General features: G+C 32.7%; 21 protein-coding genes and 1 pseudogene. 9 read left to right on the forward strand and 13 right to left on the reverse strand.

Features of this window, described 5'->3' with window-relative positions; all coding sequences use genetic code 11:
• Positions 1-138 precede the first annotated feature (138 nt).
• The 5 genes and pseudogenes from ACFCYN_RS16780 to ACFCYN_RS16800 form a co-directional block, all read right to left on the reverse strand.
• Positions 139-645 carry a DUF6933 domain-containing protein gene (locus ACFCYN_RS16780; protein ID WP_172443730.1) on the reverse strand — a complete coding sequence of 169 codons (507 nt, stop codon included), beginning with the start codon at positions 643-645 and terminating at the stop codon, positions 139-141.
• Between the two features lie 141 nt (positions 646-786).
• Positions 787-1,641 (reverse strand): MurR/RpiR family transcriptional regulator, encoded by an 855-nt coding sequence (locus tag ACFCYN_RS16785; protein WP_375950470.1) that lies wholly within the window; start codon positions 1,639-1,641, stop codon positions 787-789.
• Positions 1,642-1,685: 44 nt separating this feature from the next.
• Positions 1,686-2,732: a DUF871 domain-containing protein gene (locus ACFCYN_RS16790; RefSeq protein WP_172443728.1), complete on the reverse strand. Its 1,047-nt coding sequence runs from the start codon at positions 2,730-2,732 to the stop codon at positions 1,686-1,688.
• 97 nt (positions 2,733-2,829) lie between these two features.
• Positions 2,830-4,299 carry a PTS transporter subunit EIIC gene (locus ACFCYN_RS16795; RefSeq protein WP_172443727.1) on the reverse strand — a complete coding sequence of 490 codons (1,470 nt, stop codon included), beginning with the start codon at positions 4,297-4,299 and terminating at the stop codon, positions 2,830-2,832.
• A gap of 304 nt (positions 4,300-4,603) precedes the next feature.
• Positions 4,604-4,834, reverse strand: a pseudogene (locus ACFCYN_RS16800) (hypothetical protein); the annotation flags it as partial.
• 201 nt (positions 4,835-5,035) lie between these two features.
• Here ACFCYN_RS16800 and ACFCYN_RS16805 point away from each other — a divergent pair.
• Positions 5,036-5,599, forward strand: a complete 564-nt coding sequence (locus tag ACFCYN_RS16805; protein ID WP_172443725.1) for a TetR/AcrR family transcriptional regulator — start codon at positions 5,036-5,038, stop codon at positions 5,597-5,599.
• Positions 5,600-5,703: 104 nt separating this feature from the next.
• Positions 5,704-6,693, forward strand: coding sequence for an amidohydrolase family protein (locus ACFCYN_RS16810; RefSeq protein ID WP_375950473.1), 990 nt, complete (start codon positions 5,704-5,706; stop codon positions 6,691-6,693).
• A gap of 273 nt (positions 6,694-6,966) precedes the next feature.
• Here the strand turns inward: ACFCYN_RS16810 and ACFCYN_RS16815 are convergent, their stop codons facing one another.
• Positions 6,967-7,386: a MarR family winged helix-turn-helix transcriptional regulator gene (locus tag ACFCYN_RS16815; protein WP_375950474.1), complete on the reverse strand. Its 420-nt coding sequence runs from the start codon at positions 7,384-7,386 to the stop codon at positions 6,967-6,969.
• A 158-nt stretch (positions 7,387-7,544) separates the two neighbouring features.
• On the opposite strand from ACFCYN_RS16815, the gene ACFCYN_RS16820 reads away from it, so the two are divergent.
• The 4 genes from ACFCYN_RS16820 to ACFCYN_RS16835 all read left to right on the forward strand — a co-directional run bounded on the left by ACFCYN_RS16820 (position 7,545) and on the right by ACFCYN_RS16835 (position 10,890).
• Positions 7,545-7,859 (forward strand): DUF2316 family protein, encoded by a 315-nt coding sequence (locus ACFCYN_RS16820; RefSeq protein ID WP_172443723.1) that lies wholly within the window; start codon positions 7,545-7,547, stop codon positions 7,857-7,859.
• A gap of 50 nt (positions 7,860-7,909) precedes the next feature.
• Entirely contained in the window at positions 7,910-8,602 is a 693-nt protein-coding gene (locus tag ACFCYN_RS16825) for an SDR family NAD(P)-dependent oxidoreductase (protein ID WP_375950476.1), read from the forward strand.
• A gap of 364 nt (positions 8,603-8,966) precedes the next feature.
• Entirely contained in the window at positions 8,967-9,878 is a 912-nt protein-coding gene (locus tag ACFCYN_RS16830; RefSeq protein ID WP_375950478.1) for an SDR family NAD(P)-dependent oxidoreductase, read from the forward strand.
• Positions 9,879-10,056: 178 nt separating this feature from the next.
• Positions 10,057-10,890 carry an alpha/beta fold hydrolase gene (locus ACFCYN_RS16835; RefSeq protein WP_375950480.1) on the forward strand — a complete coding sequence of 278 codons (834 nt, stop codon included), beginning with the start codon at positions 10,057-10,059 and terminating at the stop codon, positions 10,888-10,890.
• A 500-nt stretch (positions 10,891-11,390) separates the two neighbouring features.
• Here the strand turns inward: ACFCYN_RS16835 and ACFCYN_RS16840 are convergent, their stop codons facing one another.
• Positions 11,391-11,594, reverse strand: coding sequence for an Rrf2 family transcriptional regulator (locus ACFCYN_RS16840; RefSeq protein ID WP_375950482.1), 204 nt, complete (start codon positions 11,592-11,594; stop codon positions 11,391-11,393).
• Positions 11,595-11,881: 287 nt separating this feature from the next.
• Here ACFCYN_RS16840 and ACFCYN_RS16845 point away from each other — a divergent pair, with 287 nt between their 5' ends.
• Positions 11,882-12,517 (forward strand): FMN-dependent NADH-azoreductase, encoded by a 636-nt coding sequence (locus ACFCYN_RS16845; protein WP_172443719.1) that lies wholly within the window; start codon positions 11,882-11,884, stop codon positions 12,515-12,517.
• Between the two features lie 129 nt (positions 12,518-12,646).
• The gene (locus tag ACFCYN_RS16850) at positions 12,647-13,396 is read left to right on the forward strand and encodes an SDR family oxidoreductase (RefSeq protein WP_375950484.1); all 750 of its coding nucleotides are present in this window, start codon (positions 12,647-12,649) and stop codon (positions 13,394-13,396) included.
• A 451-nt stretch (positions 13,397-13,847) separates the two neighbouring features.
• On the opposite strand, the gene ACFCYN_RS16855 is transcribed toward ACFCYN_RS16850, so the two are convergent.
• The 5 genes from ACFCYN_RS16855 to ACFCYN_RS16875 form a co-directional block, all read right to left on the reverse strand.
• On the reverse strand, positions 13,848-14,249 hold the full coding sequence (locus ACFCYN_RS16855) for a VTT domain-containing protein (protein WP_375950486.1): 402 nt from the start codon (positions 14,247-14,249) through the stop codon (positions 13,848-13,850).
• A gap of 200 nt (positions 14,250-14,449) precedes the next feature.
• Positions 14,450-15,532 carry a sensor histidine kinase gene (locus ACFCYN_RS16860; protein WP_375950488.1) on the reverse strand — a complete coding sequence of 361 codons (1,083 nt, stop codon included), beginning with the start codon at positions 15,530-15,532 and terminating at the stop codon, positions 14,450-14,452.
• Positions 15,529-16,215 (reverse strand): response regulator transcription factor, encoded by a 687-nt coding sequence (locus ACFCYN_RS16865; RefSeq protein WP_172443715.1) that lies wholly within the window; start codon positions 16,213-16,215, stop codon positions 15,529-15,531. Before ACFCYN_RS16865 ends, ACFCYN_RS16860 begins: the two co-directional genes overlap by 4 nt.
• Positions 16,216-16,230: 15 nt before the next feature.
• On the reverse strand, positions 16,231-16,800 hold the full coding sequence (locus ACFCYN_RS16870) for a class I SAM-dependent methyltransferase (RefSeq protein ID WP_375950490.1): 570 nt from the start codon (positions 16,798-16,800) through the stop codon (positions 16,231-16,233).
• A 110-nt stretch (positions 16,801-16,910) separates the two neighbouring features.
• On the reverse strand, positions 16,911-17,450 hold the full coding sequence (locus ACFCYN_RS16875) for a TVP38/TMEM64 family protein (protein WP_172443713.1): 540 nt from the start codon (positions 17,448-17,450) through the stop codon (positions 16,911-16,913).
• Positions 17,451-17,732: 282 nt separating this feature from the next.
• Between ACFCYN_RS16875 and cls the strand changes: the two genes are divergently transcribed.
• Positions 17,733-19,196, forward strand: a complete 1,464-nt coding sequence (gene cls, locus ACFCYN_RS16880) for a cardiolipin synthase (RefSeq protein WP_375950492.1) — start codon at positions 17,733-17,735, stop codon at positions 19,194-19,196.
• 294 nt (positions 19,197-19,490) lie between these two features.
• Here cls and ACFCYN_RS16885 read toward each other — a convergent pair whose 3' ends face one another.
• Positions 19,491-20,909 carry a fibronectin type III domain-containing protein gene (locus tag ACFCYN_RS16885; protein ID WP_375950494.1) on the reverse strand — a complete coding sequence of 473 codons (1,419 nt, stop codon included), beginning with the start codon at positions 20,907-20,909 and terminating at the stop codon, positions 19,491-19,493.
• Positions 20,910-21,302: the final 393 nt, after the last annotated feature.

Below are 21,302 nucleotides of genomic sequence, written 5' to 3' on the forward strand. Positions count from 1 at the left end.
TTTTCTTTTTTATTAATCGTATTTTTTACTACCAAAATAAATAGTTTTATAAAAAGAAAAGCTAAGACGAAAACAATAAGTAAAGCATAAACCATGTAGTCACTATCTTTACTATTTTTTTAAAACGTCTTTATGTGGTTAAACCAATTTATCTAATGCCTCCTTCATCAATTTATTTGGATATGAGCGTAACTTATATAAAGGAGTCTCATTAAGATCAAGATTCAAATCAATTAAACTAATTACCTCACCTTTTTCAGCAGTGTAATAAATGATATGTTCGGCACTAAATATCATATCATTCATCTGTGAGATTATACTTCGATCGCTTGTGGCGGTGTATTGTACTTCACCTAGTTTTTCCATATATAAATCAATTTTCTCAATTTCGTATTCGTTAGCCAGAAAGTTTTTTAATATATGATTCTTCATTAATACTTCAAAATCTGTAAAATCCTTTTTTACTAGTCCGTACATCATAAAACAATATCTAGTAGCATTGTTCATTACCAATACGCATTTTTTACGGCCTAATTTAAAGATGTTCGCATGCCAACAAAAAAGTTGATTTTCATTCGTTAAATCTGGCTTCACTACATTTAATTTCATTTCATCTGAAAGTTTTTTTGTTAATTGAATACGCATTATCTCAATTCCTCTATTTCCGAATGTTTTCATAGTTATATTTTAGCATTTTAATAAATTTTACGAGTAGCTTAATTAAACAAAAATGTGAAGAAAACGATAAAACAGCCAAGGCACTTCAAAAAGGCTTGGCTGTTTTTCTTATAATCCATGCAATTCATTAACTGCATGCCGAGTTTTCGTAATTTTGTCTTTTGACGATTCAATATTAATTGATGCATACACGTAATACAATACATCAATAATGAAAAATTGGCTAAGTTTCGAAGTAGTCGCAGCACTTCTTATTTTTGCTTCAGGGGCTTGTGAAGTGAACAAGTTAAAATCGCAAAGATCTGATAGCTTACTTCGCCCAAATCCGGTGAGGCTGATTGTGATTAGTCGATTTTTTTTTGCAACCTTCGTGAGTTCCATCACTTCTTTCGTTTGGGCGCTATATGAAATGCCGATGAAAACACTTCCTTCTGGTGCATTTGCCATGGTCATGGCAAGGACGTGTAAATCACTCATTGCATAAACATTTTTACCCATTCGTAACCACTTTTGAGCAATATCCTCTGCGACTAATGCTGATGCACCAACTCCAAAAGCAAAAATGACTGGTGCGTCGTAAAGTATTTTCGCGATCTTTTCAATCGTAATTGAATCAATTTGATTTGCGCTATCTCTTAATGATTGAATCGCATTTGAGAGCATCTTTTCAACGAGATCGGAAGCATTCTCGTTTTTATCCAAATCATAATAACCTGTTTTTTGTTCTTGTGCGAGATCAGCTGATAATGCCACCTTTAATTCTGGGAAACCTTTTAACCCCATTGAGCGACAAAATCGAACAACAGAAGCGCTACTTGAAGAAGATTGCGCCGCCAATTCATGCACATTCATGAACATTACTTCATTCGGTGAACTAAGAACAAACCTGGCAACTTTTTGCTCAGCTTGCGTTAATTTAGGCATTGCGTTCTCAATTCTAGATACTATTTCACCAATACTCATCCTAACGCCTCCACTACTTCCTGTACAATATCTATGTGCTCTATTCAAACCGACGATTCACTTAGAATAAAACGGAATGGATAACCTGATTTTTGTAAAAAAGGTAACAGAGAAAGATCTTCTTTAATCACGTACCCGATGACATTGACTCGTTCATCTGGAGGCAACTGCTTTAGTGTGATCTGAAACTCTCCTTTGTACCGTTTATACTTGTCGTTATCAATAGTAAGTGCTCCGATCGGACGTTCAACACAATTAGCCGGCTGTATGCTTCCAGTAAATTGCCTGCGTGCATTTTCGGAACGGATAACGTCTCTTGCGATATCGGGGCGGTTATGATGCACTTGATCCCAAACATGCGAATGTTTCTTGTCTTCTACACAAATTAAGACAATTCCTTCATTCCATGACATAAACTGTTGCAACGTCTGGTTACTAAGTGACAAGTCTCCGATGACTGCTTGATCGACAAATGCCTCAGATAGTAATTCAATGTAACTAGAAAAAGGTGAACGATTTCGATGTTTCTCTAATGTAGGCAAGCCCTCATGTAACGGACCTCTTAAATCGCCATCACCAGGAATAAACGCAACCACCTTCAATCCTTGAGATTTTAACCATTTGTTCTGTTCTTTAAAATGAGAAAGCGACAAACCAGTCTCAGGTCTAGGATAATAATTATGCCACGCTTCAAGTGACGTAAAATCAGCATGACATTCTCTTAACTCGTCTAAAAATGCACCATCAATTGTACTAGCATTCAGTGCAATCAACCAATCATGGGTTAATGATGCAATGTCCGAAACATTCATCCCAAAATCAATTCGCAATCCAGTTACACCACTTTCTTTCAGCTGAGAGAGTGAAAATGATTTAAATGCTCTTGGTGAAACATCTACCATTAGTGTCATTTGATGAATGTTTGCGAACTCTCCAATTTTACGTAAAGGAGTCAATAAATCTGAGTTACTTTCCTCAGGAATTTGAAGAGATGTAAAAATCGTATGAAATCCAATTTCTCTCATATTCTTGAGATAATCGATTGTTTGTTCAATTGATTGTTCAGTTAGTGAAACGAGTACGCCGCTCATAGTAAGCTCCTTTTTTATGCTTTTTTTGTTAAAAATAAAAGCCTCGCATAATCACTCACGACTAAAAATCACGAGTATCCTATGCGAGGTTGATGAATTAGAACGAAAACGTATCTTGCACTTCGACTGTCTCTTCTGCCTCAACGGATTCTCTTGCTTTTTTCGGTACACCAAAAAGGTACGTACAGACGAATCCAAAAATATAAGCTGTCAAGATTCCAAGTAAATAGATCCACCATTTTCCATCAGCGATTAATAAACTAAGTTCTAGTCCACTTGCACCAATCCCAATTGCCCCTACATTGCCAAAATGGCCGATAACCGCTCCACCAAATGCTCCGCCTAAACATGCTGTCACAAACGGTCTACCAAGTGGAAGTGTAACGCCATAAATAAGTGGTTCACCGATTCCAAGGACACCAATCGGTAATGCGCCTTTGATAATATTGATCAGTGGCTTGTTCTTATAACAACGTACCCAAAGCGCTAAAGCTGCACCAACTTGCCCTGCTCCAGCCATTGCTAGGATTGGTAATAGAACCGTTACCCCTGTTTTATTAATAAGTTCAATATGAATAGGCGTCATAATATGATGTAGTCCAAGCATAACCATGACCAACCAAATACCACCTAGTATAAATCCTGCAAATGCTCCACCAACTGATAAAGTCCAATTAACTGCAGTAAGTAAATGAGTTTCAACGAATCCTGCAAAAGGCATAATTAAGAAGATCGTGATTAATCCTGTAATAACAACACTCAGAAATGAAGTCAAAATGAGATCAATTGAATTCGGTATGATTTTATGCAATCGTTTTTCAATTCGCGATAATATCCAAACAGCTAACACAACCCCAATTACGCCACCTTGTCCAGGGATAAGTGCATCACCCGTAAATAAGTTTTTAATCGGTAATTCCGGGTTCATCCCAGTCAAAAGTGTCGCTCCACCAATTAATCCACCAAGTGGAGGGCTCGCTCCAAATTCTCTAGCTGAATTGATTCCGACATAGATTGCCATATAAGCTAATAAACCACTTTGAATGACACCAAGGACTTGTTTAAATTGAATCCAACCTTCTCCGGTTAAGTGTCCTGATGTAATGAGGTTACCTATGATTGCTGTGATCCCGGCAGTTAAACCAGCCGCTAAGAATGCAGGTACTAATGGAATAAAAATATGTGCAATTGCTTTAAAAAAGTTTTTTATCGGCGTATTGTTCTTTTTTTGATAGTTTTCTTTATTATTCGCTGCAATTCTGGCAGCTTCTTCAGCACGAGAATTACTATGTTGAAGCGGGATTCTCTCACCTATTTTTACACCACTTACAAAAGCAATTTCATTCGCTACTTTCGTTACTACTCCTGGACCAACAACGATTTGAAGAGTAGATTCCACAATCACACCTAAAACACCTGGAACTTTCTTTAGTTCTTCAACGTTAGCTAGTGACTCATCTCGTAAAGTGAGGCGCACACGTGTCATACAGTGTGTCACAAGTGCTACATTCCCTATTCCCCCAACCTTACTGAGAATAGCTGATGCCAATTTTTTTTCTTTTTCCATCTTCCTAACCTCCCTTTCATCCTATGGTTCATCATTGAATGCGTCCGTTTATTAAGCACGACCAGTTGTATGAGGCGAATTCACAATGCACCCTTCCCTTAATGCAAAACAGTTGTTCAAATTTCCTTTCTAACAAAATAAGAGCTAAAACAATTAAAAAATTCTGAATATACTTAAAATATAAATCATCCGTAATAATATTTCAATTGAAATCGTTTACATTGTAAAAATATTTCACAAAAAAATTTCCCATTTGGTTTGATGGACACCCCACTTACTTAAGATTGTTATGATTTTAGAATGCTCAACTTGCCAAAATCTTTATTTGATCATTTTTATGTACAATATATACCATCAGAAACAAGACGCAGAAACTAACCGTACTAACAACTTGCTTTAAAAATTTAAAGTCTTTAAAATAAAATTTTGCTACTTCTATCTCTTCTGTATAGCCATATAAGGTTATTCCAACAAAGTCAAAACCTAATGACTCAGCTGTTACACACTCTTGAATTGTTGCACAATTAGTCATCCATTTTTGATAATTTGATTACTACTATTGGAAAGAGAATGATTAATTAATAATGATATATCTGATTTTTTTGTCTTTGAGAAGGAATAGTAGGCTCTTAAGGAGATTCTCAATCTTTACATATTGAATTAGTTAATTTTCACATGTTACTTTTAATACTCTAACTATTAAGTAATAGCACAAAATTTGAAAAGGGGAGTTGTAATGGTTCAACCCAGTAAACTTAAATTAATGAATGCTTTAGTTGAATTATTATCGTGGAAAGAACTTGACCAAGTTACTGTGATGGATCTCATCCGAACAGCTAATATTTCACGTTCATCCTTTTATCGTAATTTCGTTGATAAGTTTGAATTTCTAGATTGGACGATGGATTATTTATTATCAGGAATCACACCTTCAAAGATGAATCCAAAACCTACAGCAAATGATTTTTATCCATATTTTTTTAATTATTTCTACCAACATAGACTATTTTTTCGGACTTTTGCTACCCAATCTACTTGGCCATCCTTTACTGCAAAACTAATTGCTAGTGGGAAGCAAGCTTATGAAGCGTGTTTTGAAGACAAGGCGACAGTTAACATACCAAGTAGTATTTTAGCTAACTATATTGTTAATGCTCATGTTGGCGTTATTCTTAATTGGCTATGTACTGATAATCCTTGTCCACCAGATGAAATGGCGGACTATGTCACACAAATTACTGAAAGTGTTCTTCAATCTCGTGGAACAAACCTTGAGACACTCTTTGATAACGAGTTTTGATAACTATAAATGAGAATGGGACACATTTGGAAAATCTGATTCTTATATCAATGTTCTTAGAAGTATATAGTAAAGCTATAAGAATTAAATTGGAGGTCAGAGTCATGACAGAAAGCATTTCAAGAATGTATCCCAAAATTGATTTTCATGCGCATTACTTATCACCAGGTTATCAAAAATATCTTGCTGAAAAATACCATGATGTAGCAGATGGTGTTAAGACGCCAAAATGGTCTGTCGATGATAACTTAGAATGGATGCAGCAGCTTAATATTGAATATGCCATATTATCGATATCTAGTCCGCACATTAATACTGGTGAAAAAAATAGCACAATTGAATTGGCTTCAGAGGTGAATGAGTTCGCTAGTAACTTTCAATCCAAATATCCAGGTAAACTTGGCTTCTTTGCTTCATTGCCTTTACCTTATATTGAAGAGAGTGTTCAAACCATTGACAAAGCAATAAATGAACAAAATGCAATTGGATTCACATTACCGACTAATTCACAAGGACTATATATAGGTGATCGAAGACTTGATCCAGTAATGAAGAAGTTAAATGAACAAAATGCATTAGTAACAATTCATCCAAATGAACCAAATTTATTGAACCCAACAGTCAATAAATATACAGCTCCTCCACTAATGGAATACTTTTTTGATACTACTCGTACCATAGTCAACATGGCGGAAAATACGATTTTTAGTCGCTATCCGAAAATTACTTGGATTATTCCACATGGCGGGTCATTGTTACCAATTATCGCACAACGCATTGCTATTGGTCGCACTGTTCTTGGACACGAGTCTCATAAACAAGATGATATTCTAGATGTGATGAATAATATGTACTTTGACACAGCAGGAGCAATATTACCATATCAATTGCCAACATTGCTCAAAATGGTAGACTCAAACAAAATCCTATATGGGTCGGATACACCATATACACCAACGAATGCTGCTTTAGCAATTGGAAAAGATGTAGATGCTTCTTTACTTTTATCTGAATCTTTTAAACAAAATATGTACCACAGCAATGGAGCTAAATTACTAAATAGTCAATGGAAAAGGGAATATTTAATGGTATAACCTATTTAGTTTATTATAAGAGGTGTCTCATCAGGAACAAGCAGAATACAACGTTAAGTATTTAAATTGAATAAAGTTCAGTCTTTATTAAATACACATAAATGAGAGCCAAGTCTTATATAGGATGACTTGGCTCTCATTCATTATGGGATTTATATTCATTTATTTCATATGACAAAACTATGAACAAATAGTTAATAGTATGTATTTATGTATACATTAATTCCGATACTTTTCAGTAACTAACGTGCCCTATTTTAATACAAACTTATTTCAAAGTTTTGTACCAATGTATTTCAGAATATCTCTGACATTTTTTTTATCTGATTCTGAAATTGATGATGTTAAAACAGCCTCTAAATCGAAAAATATCTGCTGAACTAAATCAACAAGATTCTTACCTTCTGCTGTTAAGTATAGTCTTTTTTGTCTTTCATTGTTAGAAGGTATTTCTCGGCTAATATATGCTTTTGCTTCTAAACCTTTAAGTATATTAGTAACAGTTGCAGTTTGCTTACCAAGATAATTAGCTAGATCTTTTTGGATAGTGCCAGGATTGTTTGCTATATAATTTAACGTTCGAGCTTGCTGCTCATTAAGATTCATGCTTGTTAACCTTTTTAATATAAAATCTTTTTGCAAATTATTAAAATGATATATTTGTTCTGAAAGCCTGTCTTCCCCTACATTCATTACTTTCTCTCCTTTAGCTTACACATATTCTATCATATATTATTGGTTAAATAATTAAATATACAACCTTCTAATTGACAACATAATAAAGTGAGCCTATCATATAATCAAATAGTTGTAATTACAACTGTTTGATTATATGAATAGGAGGTAGAGATATGTCTTTAACTCAAAAGCAAGTGGAAGATACAATCAGAGAATTTGAGTTAAATTTAAAAATGACTGAGTTATCTTTGAACCAAATTGCTGATGATCTAAATACAAGTGTTGACTCTATAAAGCAAACCTTGCATTTGCAAACGCATGTAATTGAAGATCCTTGGATTTTGAAAAATTATTTAGTTGAGCATATTGAAGCTCTTGGTAAGAAACCTATATCCTTTTCGGCATTATCAGGTGATTATCGTCGTTACTGGTTTCTTAATTCCAAAATAATAGGTGAGAAAAAAATAAGCAATGTTTCTTCTAACTGAATTTTTGACAACATTTAGTTAATAGTTCATCCAAAAGGAGATTGATGAATATGACAGTAACATTAATAACTGGAGCAAACAAAGGGTTAGGTTTCGAAGCAGCACAACGCCTGAAAAAATTAGGTCATACGGTTTATATTGGTTCTCGTGATGAAGAAAGAGGAAAAGAAGCAGCAGAAAAATTAGAAGCCCAATATATTGTTCTTGACGTAACGAATGAAGAATCCGTAAAAAATGCTGCCATAGAGATTGAGAAAAGAGAAGGATATATAGATGTCTTAATCAACAATGCAGGAATCTCTGGTAATCATTCTTTTGTGCAAGACATTACTGCTGATATGATGGAACAAGTCTACAACACAAATGTTTTTGGTATTGTGCGTGTCACGCAACACTTCTTACCTTTATTAAAAAAGTCAAACCAACCTGTAATTGTAAATGTAAGTAGTGGACTAGGTTCATTCGGACAAGTCACAAATCCTGAGAAAATTGAATCAACCGTCAATGCTTTAGCATACTGTTCATCTAAAGCGGCGGTTTCAATGCTAACCTTACAATATGCAAAAGGACTTCCTGACATACGTATTAATGCGGTTGATCCTGGACCAACAAAAACAGATCTCACTGGTCACGGTTTTCAGACTTTAGAACAAGGTACTGATGCAATTGTTAAAATGGCGACAATTGATAACAGTGGTCCAACTGGTATCTTCATAAACCGTGATGGAATTATTCCTTGGTAACAAAATTTGGATTTAGGTCCAATCTTCAAGAGTTAAGCTGCCTCCTATATTGGAAGATTTACACCACATGCATAATAAAGAACTACCACCAACTGTGCAAAGCAACGATGAATGTCTAGGCATTGCCAAAGTTACTACGATTATTAGGAGGAACTGGATCAGTAGCCAACTAGCAAACACCAGATCATTCTAAGTATGCATACGCTGACCTTATCGCCAGTTTCGGTACACTAAAAAAAATAAAGGAACAGAAGATTATATCCATGCAAATGTTTCGAATATCTGCGACAAAAAGGGTTCGGATAGACAGCTTTAAGCAAACGGACCTTTTCTCTATAAATGACTCTAAAGGAGTGTTACATCAATGACTAAATCTAAAAAAGTGATTCTCGTCACTGGAGGAAATTCCGGGCTTGGATTGGAATGCGCCCGGAACATTGCAGCAAAATCCAATAATTATCACATTCTTTTGGCTTGCCGCAATGGACAAAAAGCGAATGCGGCCATCAAATATGTAATTGACCAAACAGATAATGCGAATATCTCCACAATGGAGCTTGACGTTTCTTCTCTCTCTTCTGTGCGAAGCTTTGTAAAGAAATATAAACAGCACGGATTGGGTCCCCTTGAGGGAATAATTTGCAACGCGGGTATCAATGGAACATACTCAGGCCTGACATCAGATGGTTTTGATATGGTGTTTGAGACCAATCATTTGGGACATTTTCTCCTAACGAATTTATTACTTCCCCATTTGCAGCCCAATGGTCGCGTTGCAATCGTGAGTAGTGATATGCACTGTCCGCCCGGCGGTGAACTAACTTGGTCGGGCGTTGAGGCACTGGCTTATCCTAGTGAGGAGTTTAGCACAAACTTCAGCCGTTATTCGTTTTCTAAGTTGTGTAATCTGTATTTTACCTACGAATTGGCTGCAAAACTGAAAAGACTAAATTCTCATATTACAGCCAATGCATTTAACCCCGGACTATTGACTGATACCAATTTTTCACCAGATAAATCTCGTTTTACGGAGGAGTTTTTAGCAAAAGTAGCTGATCGAATCGGTACGCTAAATCAGTCTGCAATGGCATTAGCGAATATGATGACCGAAGCTCAATATGAACAAATAACAGGTAAATATGTTGACAGAGGGATGGAAACGTTATCCTCATCCTTGTCGTATGATAAGAGAAATGCAAAAGAGTTGTGGGAAAAGTCCGTAGAGTATACGCGTCTTAGTGCATTTGAGACTTTGCCCGGAATCTTAACTATATAATTTGTTACAAAAAAATTGCTCAACATGTGCATCTTATTTCTAGTTTTCAGATTGAATATTCATTATTTAACAGGGGGAATTGAAGATGAAATTCTACCACTATTTAAAGAGTTAAATATTCCCCTTAATCTTAAAGTGATTGTTGCTGAACTAATGAGTTATTTAGGAGGTTTTATCATTGAACATAATAGAATTAGACGGTGCAAATTTACATTATCATCAAATTGGACAAGGTCCAGTGCTGATATTTATTCCTGGTGCAAATGGTACAGGTGATATTTTCTTACCTTTAGCACAGCATTTGAAAGATACCTATACAATTGTTGCGATAGATCGTCGAGGTTACGGACAAAGTGAATTGACACAACCATTACCTGAATCAATAGCTAATCCACATGATGAATATCGAGTTAAAAGAGATGCAGCTGATATTGTAGCATTAGCGAGTCATATAAGTGATAAACCAGTTTATATTTTAGGATCAAGCTCAGGTTCTATTGTAGCAATGCATGTGTTAAAAGAGTATCCAGAAATAGTAAAAAAAATCGCATTTCATGAACCACCAATTAATACTTTCTTACCAGATAGTCAAAAATGGCAAATGAAAAATGAAGAAATTGTACAAACTGCAATAAATGAAAACATGTCAGAAGCGATGAAAATATTTGGGGAATCTTTAAGAGTGGCGCCAATTGATGCAGAAAGCATGTCTAAGCCAGCTAGTTCACCTGAAAGTACAAAAGAAATAAAAAGATTTGAAGAAATGTTGAATTGGTTTAAATATGAAATTAGACAATATACATCTTCAAATATTACAATGGAAGATTTTAAACCTTATTTAAATCGTATAATATTATTGAATGGAAAAGATTCAAAGGGATCTTTCCCTCAAGATGTAAATCAATATATTTCTGAACAATTGAATTTACCAATTGTTCACATCTCAGGTGGACATCTAGGATATATTCAGAAACCAGCAGGCTTTGCAGAAACATTATTATCAATGTGGTAAGTAAACGTTCTAAAGTAGGAAGCATATTAAATTTGAAATATAAGCTTTCTTTTTTGTTATATGAGGATTTTTTTAACGTTGATGATCAATCACACCACATTAGAAATTTACTAATAGACGTTACACCTACCCCACTTTTTGCTACAAGGTAACAAAGGTCTAATAAAAATTGGGCTATTGGCAGTTCGCCAATAGCCCTTTCTACTGTCTTCCCATTCACTTGAAAAAAAAGAATAATTGAACAAATACTTTTTTGAAAAAATCAAAATTAGATGAAGAAATGATAATAGATTAAAAAACTCGAACAAAGTTATACCTTCATGCGAGTCCAAATTTCTTATAAAGTTTTACTAAAATGTATGCGTGTGTCTTCACGTAATTTTTGAATCCAGTTATTTGTTAAACCAAAATTACGTTTTTGAACGTAAGAAGTTCCTCATCTTCTCCCAGCTTCCAGCATGACAATTTTAATAGTACATAAAGTGCAATCTGAAACCTCTTCATTCATTAAAATTTGTATCATTAAGATTTCTATAAAAATACCCCTTGTCTTTAATATTATATTGGAATATAGGTTTTGAGTCTTCAATAGCTTCCACTGCAAAAAAAAACGTAATATCTGTAGCATCTTTGGCCAAACTAATGCCACCCTTAGTACCTGGTACAGCAGTTACATTACCTGCTTTTGAAAGTTTACTGAACATCCTCGAAAGATATGGATCTGAGACACCCTAAAACTTGGAAAGGTCTTTAATTGTAATACTCGAGTTTGGTGGTATATCAATTAAATAAACAAGCCAATGAAGACAATATTCTACCCCTCCACTACAAAAATAAAATATGTAATCCAAATTTTAAAAAGATTTATACTTTGTGAAAAACTACACAAATACCATTGACATTTTAAAAAACAACGGTTATATTGTGGATATACTTAATCGCCGATTATATCTGTCGGTGATTAAGTATTACTTACAAGAGGAGACATCTTATGAACAGAATACTTGTAATAAATGCACATCCCAATTTCAATTCTGAAGAGGTATATAGTGTAAATGTATTAAATCATTTTAAGGAAACACTTAAAAATATGGACCCTACTCCGGAGATTGAACAAATTAACTTGTATAACGAAGAAATACCTAATGTAGATTCAACAGTTTTATCTGCCTGGAAAAAGTTAAGTGAAGGAATTCAACTTAACTCGGATGAAGCACGTAAAATAGAACGAATGAATGAAATCTTAAAGCAATTCAAAGAAATAAAGCAGTATGTAATTGCTTTACCACTTCATAATTTTAATATTCCTTCTAAATTAAAAGATTATATGGATAATATTTTAATAGCCCGTGAGACTTTTAAATACACAGAAAACGGTTCGGTAGGACTACTAAATGATGGTCGAAAATTATTACTCATTCAAGCCAGTGGTGCAATTTATACTAATGATGATTGGTATACTGAGGTTGAGTACGCTCATAAGTATTTGAAATCCATGTTTAATTTCTTGGGCGTTGAAGATTATCAAATTATAAGAGCTCAAGGCACAGCTTTGTTAAAGAGAGAAGAAATATTGGCTAATGCATATAAGGAAGCAGAAGATGCTGCAAAGCGTTTTGCAATATAATTGTTTTACTTAAAAACTATTAATAGATATGTATTTCTAAAAAAGCTTCATCAATAAGTCAATGAGAAAAAAAGACTTACCTAATAATAATATTAAACAATTAAATCATCATAAGTGAGGTAAACATAAATGAAAATTGTAGTAATTGGTGGTACTGGATTTATTGGAACTAAAATCGTAAGTAAACTTCGTGAAACTGAACATGAGATTGTTGTAGCATCACCTTCCTTAGGGGTTAATACTATTTCTGGTGAAGGCCTTGTTGAAATTCTTAGTGGCGCTGATATTGTGATTGATGTAACAAACTCTCCTTCATATGAGGACAACGTCGTATTGGACTTTTTTGAAACTTCTACACGAAATATTCTTGCTGCTGGGAAAGTTGCCAACGTAAAACATCATCTTCATTTATCAATTGTTGGTACGGAAAGACTTCTTCAAAGTGCATATTTCCGTGGTAAAATGGCTCAAGAAGAATTAATAAAAAATTCTAGCATTCCTTACACGATTGTTCGTACAACACAATTCTTTGATTTTATTCTGGTTCTTACAGATTTATTTACTGACGGAGACACTGTTCGTTTACCTGATTCGTATAATCAGGCGATCTCTTCAGAAGATGCTGCTGCAGGTATCGCGGACTTTGCACTTAGTACACCAGTAAACGGTATTGTTAATTTAACTGGACCAGATCGAATGAAATTTGCTGATTTCGTAAATGCCTACTTAGAAAGTAAAAATGATAAACGTACAGTAGAAGCAGCTGATAAGAATCTTTACTTTGGTGCAAAACTTGGTGAGTTTTCTTTAGTTCCAAAAGCAGAAGAAATTTTGCATACTGCCCCAACACGTTTTAAAGATTGGCTTAATGAAAACTAGGCCATGAATAAATGGATTATTTTAGCCCCCTATTTTTAAGTCGGGCTTCTAACTAAGAAAAAAATGTATGGAAAAATTATTCCATACATTTTTTCTTTTATATTCACAAAAAGCTAATTTAAGTCAAGAGCATAGTATTTACGAGTAAAGTTTAACAGAAAAACTACTACTTTCTAGCACCCGAGTCATCTTGGACAAACAATATAAACTTATACTATGACAATTCGGCTATTTTTCTGTTTACACAAGGGCTTTAATATAATATTTTTCATTTTCTATAATATTCGTTTCGCGAAAATGAATGTGTGCTTATCTTACGCCAAGTAATTAAAAGGATTATACAAGAAACTATAGATACAATTAACTTACCTTCCCCTATCCAATTTATGACTTGGTGCACGGAATAGGCTTCAATTAAAATTGCCTGTATTTTTCCTAAGGTACTGGCAGCTTAAAAAATGAGAAGGGACGTTTTTCCAATGGAAGCTATGAATGTTACAAGACCCGATGGGATTAATGGTAAAATTCTAAGGAAAAGTATTAGTAAAAATGAATCTTTACTATTGGCTTTTAGTAGTTGTTGTACTTTCCGATTAGAGAATCCACGCACATCCTTTAATTTGCGAAATCCTTTTCTAGATAAAACAAACGAAATGGCTGTTCCAGAAACTTCTCCAATAAAAGATATTCCCATTCCTTCCCAAAAACCGAACACAGTCAAGTTTGCAGCAGTTAAGAAAACACTTGGAACAATCCCTAATATACTAATCACAATATTGATACTAATGCTCAACAGGACAGCAACATTTTCGTAAGAAGTAAACATATCAATTGCTAGATCCTTTAGGTGCATGTCTAAATCATCCCTCTTCTTAATGAGGATATTGAAATTTTCAACAAATCCTTAACTATTTAAAGTTATAGTTCTCATTCTACAAAAATTTTAGGATATTCCGATGTCGCTACTATATTTTCTATAAGATTGACTTTATTGATATTTCTTAGCCAGTCTCATTAATTTAAATTTGTGCTACATTGAAATAGTACTAGCTTTTAATCTTTATTCAATTTCACAAAAAAAGTAATCCAATCATTGTTGAACTCCCCCCATATTCCTCCACTATGAAGTTCAACAATTCGTTTAGAAATAGCAAGTCCCAACCCTGCACTTCCTTCACTTTTTCGTGATTGGTCTACGCGATAAAATCTTTCAAAAAACCGATCAAGATGCTCAACCTTAAGATTATTTCCTTTATTTGATATTGAAAATAGTACTTCATTGGTGGATTGAGTTAAATTAACAATTATAGTAGAAGGCTTAACACTATACTTCATAGCATTACTAAATAAATTATCCAAAACCCTTACGATTTTTTCGACATCAATATTTATATGAATATCTTCTGCTATCAATTCCTTTTTAAGGTTCAATCCCTCTTTATGGAAAATGGGAATATTCTCTCCAATAACTTGTTCAATTAATTGACTATAATCAACTATTTGTTTTGATAGAATAATATCAGGGCTAGATAACTTTGTATATTCAAAAAGTTCATTAATTAGATTTTTCAAGTCGTTTGATTTTGTATAAATTGTATTCAAGTATTCATTTAATTCATTCTCATTTTTGTATTCTCTATTTCTTAACAAATTCGTATATCCTAAAATCGACGTTAATGGTGTTCTTAAATCATGTGAAACACTTGTTATCAATTCATTTTTTACATTTTCCATTTGTCTTTCATTATTAAATTTTATTTCTAGTTCCTTTGACATTGTATTAATATTCTTACTTAATTGAGTTAATTCATCGTTTCCTTCCAAATCAATAGCAATCCCAAGTTTACCTTCTGATATCAATTGAACAGTATTTGAAATTTGCTTTAGATACTGTATTTTTTTCCTAACTAGTAATAAAAAACTAATAATAAAACTTGAAATAATCATTAAAAATGTAGGAATAATTATTAAATTGTATAAAAATGAATTCACATTATTTGGATGACTTATTATATATGGCCTAATAAAAATTTGTGAAATGAGGAGAGTAATAATTAGTGAAACCCCAAAACTAATAGCAATTGCAACTAAAAGCTTAATACTAATCCGTTGCCAAAAGTGATTTAATTTATTCATATTTTGTACCCAATTCCCCAAATAGTTTTAATATAAATTGGATGTTTCGGATCTTCTTCAATTTTTTCACGAATATTTGTTATATGGACCATAACAGTATTGTCGGACTTTAAAAAGTCTTCTTTCCAAATTGCTTCATATATTTTACTCACACTTAAAACGATTCCTTTATTACGTAAAAGTAATTCAAGTATTTCAAATTCTTTTGGAGTTAACCTTTTTTCTTGTTTACGAACCCAAACTTGGCGAGTTTCTGTATTCATGTACAAATCATCAAATTCTAAAACTTTTTCATTATTTTTTTGCATTTTATTATATTTTTTAAATCTTCTTAACTGAGATTTTACTCGAGCAATTAACTCAAGAGGATTAAAAGGCTTCGTTAAATAATCATCTGCACCTGAACTTAAACCTTGTATTTTATCAATATCTTCACTCTTTGCTGAAAGCATGATGATCGGTAAGGTCTTTTCTTCACGAATCTTAATACACGCTTCAATTCCATTAATTTTTGGCAGCATGATGTCCAAAATAATTAAGTCATATTCTTCTTCTTGTAAGAATTCAAATGCTTCTACTGCATCATTGGCTAACGTAGTTTCAAATCCTTCGTTTTGAAGATAAATCGAAATTAATTTTTTTATATTTTCATCATCATCTACAACTAGTATTTTACTCGTCATTTTTAACTAATCCTTTCAAATAGACCGTTCATTATTACAACTTAGAACATATGCTGGGGGGAAATTTCTAATTTCTCTTTTAATATGCATTTTCTCGAAGTAATGATTAATAAAACTCATTTTTCTTTGTGTATATTGGAATGTAATAAATTTTCCTTCATCATTCAGTACCCTTTTGGTACTCGTTAATATAGATTTAGAAATCCTTTTTGGTAAACTTGCAAATGGTAGACCTGAAATAACATAATCCACATTGAACACTTCTAATTCTGCTAAATATTTAACTATGTTTTCTGCACCATCATTTATGATAAACAAATTTTTCCTATGACCAAACTTATTAATTAGATGATTGTAAAACTCCTGATTTTTTTCCATTAATATAATTTTAATATTGGGCAATCTTTTTTTTAGTAGTTGTTCAGTAAAGATTCCTGTACCAGGCCCATACTCTACAATTACACTAGCATTTTCAAAATTAATATCTTCTAACATCTTGCTTGCTAGGAAACGTGAACTAGGCATTATAGCTCCAACTGTTCTTGGTCTTAGTATATATTGAAATAGAAATAATAAATTTTTCATAAACCTAACCTCCAAATTATTAACTTTTCAAGATAGGCTTATAATAAAGTTAATATCTGAAGAAATGGTCACTAAAATTCTTAAGATTTATAAAGAATCATGAACAAATATTAAAAATGTACATAAGATCCAAGTAATACATACCATAGTGCATAGCAGGTGTTACTTAACAAAACAATTGCAATGTAAGCTCTATACTTCATTCCAGATGCCGATGAAATTAAACAAGCAGCATCTGTAGGACCTGTTGGAACTGCACCTAAAATAAATAACATCCAGTATTGGTTTTTCTTAATTCTATTATCAATTTTCGGATGTTTTTCTAGAAATGTTTTATACCACTGTGACTTATTTATTTTTCTTCCAATAATGTAGACGATACTTTCAGTAATAAACATAGATCCTAAGGAAATTAAAAGTACAATCCAAGGATTAAAAAGATATACACCTATGAGTAAAAATAATGAACTAGGTATCATTAAAATAAATCTAAATGCAAATATTACAAAGTATAATAAAATTGCATAATCTTGTTGTTTGGTAATAAAGTCAATTAATTCATTTTTTGATAATGGAAAAATTCCAATGACATATAAACCAACCAAGAGAATTCCCCAACTACTTATTAAAGCTATTAAACGATATTTCAATCCTATTCCTCATTTCTCATTTATTACTATTTAGTAGATAACATTTATATTTTCGACTAATTTTATTAGTATTTCTCTACGGAATTTCTTAAGAATTCTAAAGAAATAACTAAAAATATGTAATTTCCATTATTATTTTTATGAAATGAATATCGAACACAAACTAGGAAAGATTAAATCACATACCATAGCTAAACACTAAGCAGTAGGTGATTGAATATTAGAATAAATAATTATAAAATTCTGTTTGCTATTTTTTTATTAATATTATGGGAACTATTTATGGATAGGTCACCTGGATCCTTCTTTGTTAGCATGCATTTGATAATTACCATTAGTGTAATTGTTATCTCTTGCAAATTATTTTTAGAAAATCGTGACCCACAAAATACTCTTTCTTGGCTATTATTATTCGTCCTAATCCCAACATTTGGCGTTATTTTATATGTATTATTTGGACGATTAAAGACAAGGCGAAAGAAATTAATCCGACACTCAATGTTTAAAATACCTCAAAATACTCCCGTTAACTCTATTAATAGCAATACATTGTCTACAAAATTATCTAAATTAAGTGCTATTATTGAAAAATTAACCGGTGCATCAATTAATCAAAATACAACCGCTTCTTTATTAATCAATGGAGATGAAATGTTTTCTAGACTAAAGGAATCTTTGTTAAATGCAAAACACTCCATCTATATTCAATATTATATTTTTCGTACGGATACAATTGGGAATGAGGTACTCGATATATTAAAAATGAAAGCAAATGAGGGTATTGAAGTTCGTTTATTGATTGATGGTTTGGGAAGTAAAAAATTTAAAAAGAAAATTTTAAAAAACTTGCAAAATATCGGTGTTAAAGTAGCACAGTTCGATCCGATTTTCACTAATTGGTCATTTGGCACTCTGAATTACCGTAATCATAGAAAAATCGTAGTGATAGATGGGATAAAAGGATTTACTGGGGGTCTAAATGTTGGTGACGAATATTTAGGAAGGTCTAAACTAGGATTTTGGAGAGATACTCATTTATTCATTGAAGGCACAGCTGTCAAAGAATTGCAAAATTTATTTTTACAAGACTGGCACTATTCTACATTTGATAGCTCAGTTGAAACTATTAAAAATATTTTAAACAATGATCAAATTACAGTTGAGAAACCTATTGATAATGCTAGAGAATTAGCTGAATCAGGTGCTATTCAAATATTTGGAAGTGGTCCTGATACAAAAGAACCAACAATGAGGAATGCATTTCACTCTCTCCTCTCAATAGCTGAGGATAGTATTTGGATTGCCACACCTTATTTTGTTCCTGATCAAGAAATTTTAACAATTTTAAAGCTTAAAGCTTTGTCTGGTGTAGATGTACGAATAATGTATCCAGGTAAAAGTGATAGTCTATTAAGTGACTCAGCTTCAAAATCATACTTTGCACCTCTATTAGAATGCGGGGTAAAAATTTTTAAATATAAAAAGAATTTCCTTCACTCAAAAGTGATACTCATCGATAATGAAATTGCTTCAGTTGGAACCGCTAATTTAGATATTCGTAGCCTTCACTTAAATTATGAATTAACTGCATTTATGTATGAATCGAAAGGAGTTCGTCAAGTCTATAACTCTTTTTTAAATGACTTTTCGGTTTCAACACAATTAATTTTTGCTGAATTTAAAGAACGAAGCCTTTTCAAAAAAATAATCGAGTCTTTAACTCGCTTATTTTCCCCTTTATTATAAAGTCTTTTGATTGGAGGAAATGGAGTGGCCAGTCATAACCACCAGTATAACTGGTGGTTTGCTCAGCCTTATAAGAGTACCTACTCCATTTAATATCTGACCAATTTCTCATTTTTATTTTCCATATATCACTAGTCTACTGTTTTTTGGTGCAAAGACAATGCTATTTGCAATACCATTTTGACCGACCGAATTTAATTATATCAAAGAGGTTTTATTTTGTTCAAAGCTAAAAACTTTTTAGAACCAACCAAACGGTACTCTCTTTGTTAACACACTTTATTTAGCTAATTCTTAAAGCTTAACACTCTTAATAGAAGTCCAACCACTATACACTTTAGTAGAACCAACTGTTCGATATGTTCTTACTTTATAATAGTAAGTCTTTTTCTTTGTTAAACTACTATTTGTATAAGATGTTGAAGTTGTACTTTTTACTAAACTATATGAACCAGTAATTGATGTAGATCTGTAAATTTCATAGCCGCTTGCTCCACTTACTGAACTCCACGATACTTTGCTACTTGTTGAACTTACTTTAGTCGCGTTGAAATTAGTTGGTACTGATGGAATTGGTTTTGCACTAACGACTGATGAATAATTTCCATAGACTTTCTTGCCACTCACTACTCTATACGATTTAACCTTGTAATAATACGTTTTGTTTGTTGTTAAACTTGAATTTGTATAGCTTGTTGAAGTTATTGTTCCAACTCGTGAGTATGTTCCATTACTAGACGTTGAACGGTAAACTTCATATCCACTTGCACCACTTACAGCTGACCAACTCGTTTTCACACTATTATATGAAGAAGATGTTGCTTTTACAGATGTTGGTGTAGACAAGGCAGGTTTTACTGAAACTATTTTGCTATAATCACTGTATTGTGTAGATGTTCCTTTTTTATAAGATTTAATTTTATAGTAATACGTTGTACCTGTGTTTAAAGATGAATTCGTATACGAAGTACTTGAAGTAGTTGCTATTTTTGTATACGTACCTGTACTTGAAGTTGAGCGATAAATATCATAACCAGACACATCATCCGCTTTTGTCCAACTTAATTTAGCACTATTATATGTGCTAGCTGATACCTTCACATTAGTAGGTGATAAAATTGGCTCTACATAATCTGGATCCGTTGAGAACCATCCATAAATCGTTTGGTCTGCGCGAGAATCATAGCCCATCCCGATTCTAATAATTGGGTAGCCAACTGTTTTCTTTACTAAAATACCGTAATAAACTTCAGATTCTGCACCCGGATATAGCTCTACATCGTATTCACTAAGACCATCTAATTGATCCCCAAAAGATGCCGTTTCGATTGGATTAACTTTTTGACCAGATTTAGTATAAAAACTATTGTAGCTATTAACCACATCAGATGCTGATAAAGGTTCTTCTGGACCTGAGACGTATTTCAAGTTAAATCCCATCACAATCCATTCTTCATCATCTGCAGGTTCTGAATTAAACATATTTTCATTTGCAACAATTTCATTTGCCTCATCACCTGTGTACATGTCGAATAATTGAAGTTCAACTTCTTTCGGCTTATCCCACTCATACTCTTGAAGTGTAAAATTATAGTTAAACCAGGCACTATAAGGTGTGTTGCGATCTCCTATTTCAGCAAATGCTGATTTTAAATTAAATGAAAACAAAATGATAAAAGTTAAAAATAAGTACATAAAATTTCTTTTCTTCATGATTTTCCCCCTTAAAAAAATATGTCGCTACTAAAGAATACCTCCTCCATTTGATAATTTGATTATATACATTGGGGTGTTCAAAAAATTGAACAACAAAAAAGAGAATCTCATCATGATTCTCAATACGTTACATATGATAATAGTTTGATATTTTACCAATATAATCCCAATTACTTAAATAAGCTTAATAATTCCTACATTAAAATTTTACTAAAAAACGCTAAAATTACTCTTATTTAGACTAGTTATTTTCGTATTCGATAATTAAAATTTCATTAAACAAGTCTATAGTCTTTATAATTGCCGAAAAATAAATGCGCATTGAAGCCCATGGTTGTATCTAATTACTTGTAGTAGCATTAAGACCTCAGCGTTCTTAATAACAAATAA

Source organism: Gottfriedia sp. NPDC056225 (assembly GCF_042267765.1).
Lineage (GTDB): Bacteria > Bacillota > Bacilli > Bacillales > Bacillaceae_G > Gottfriedia.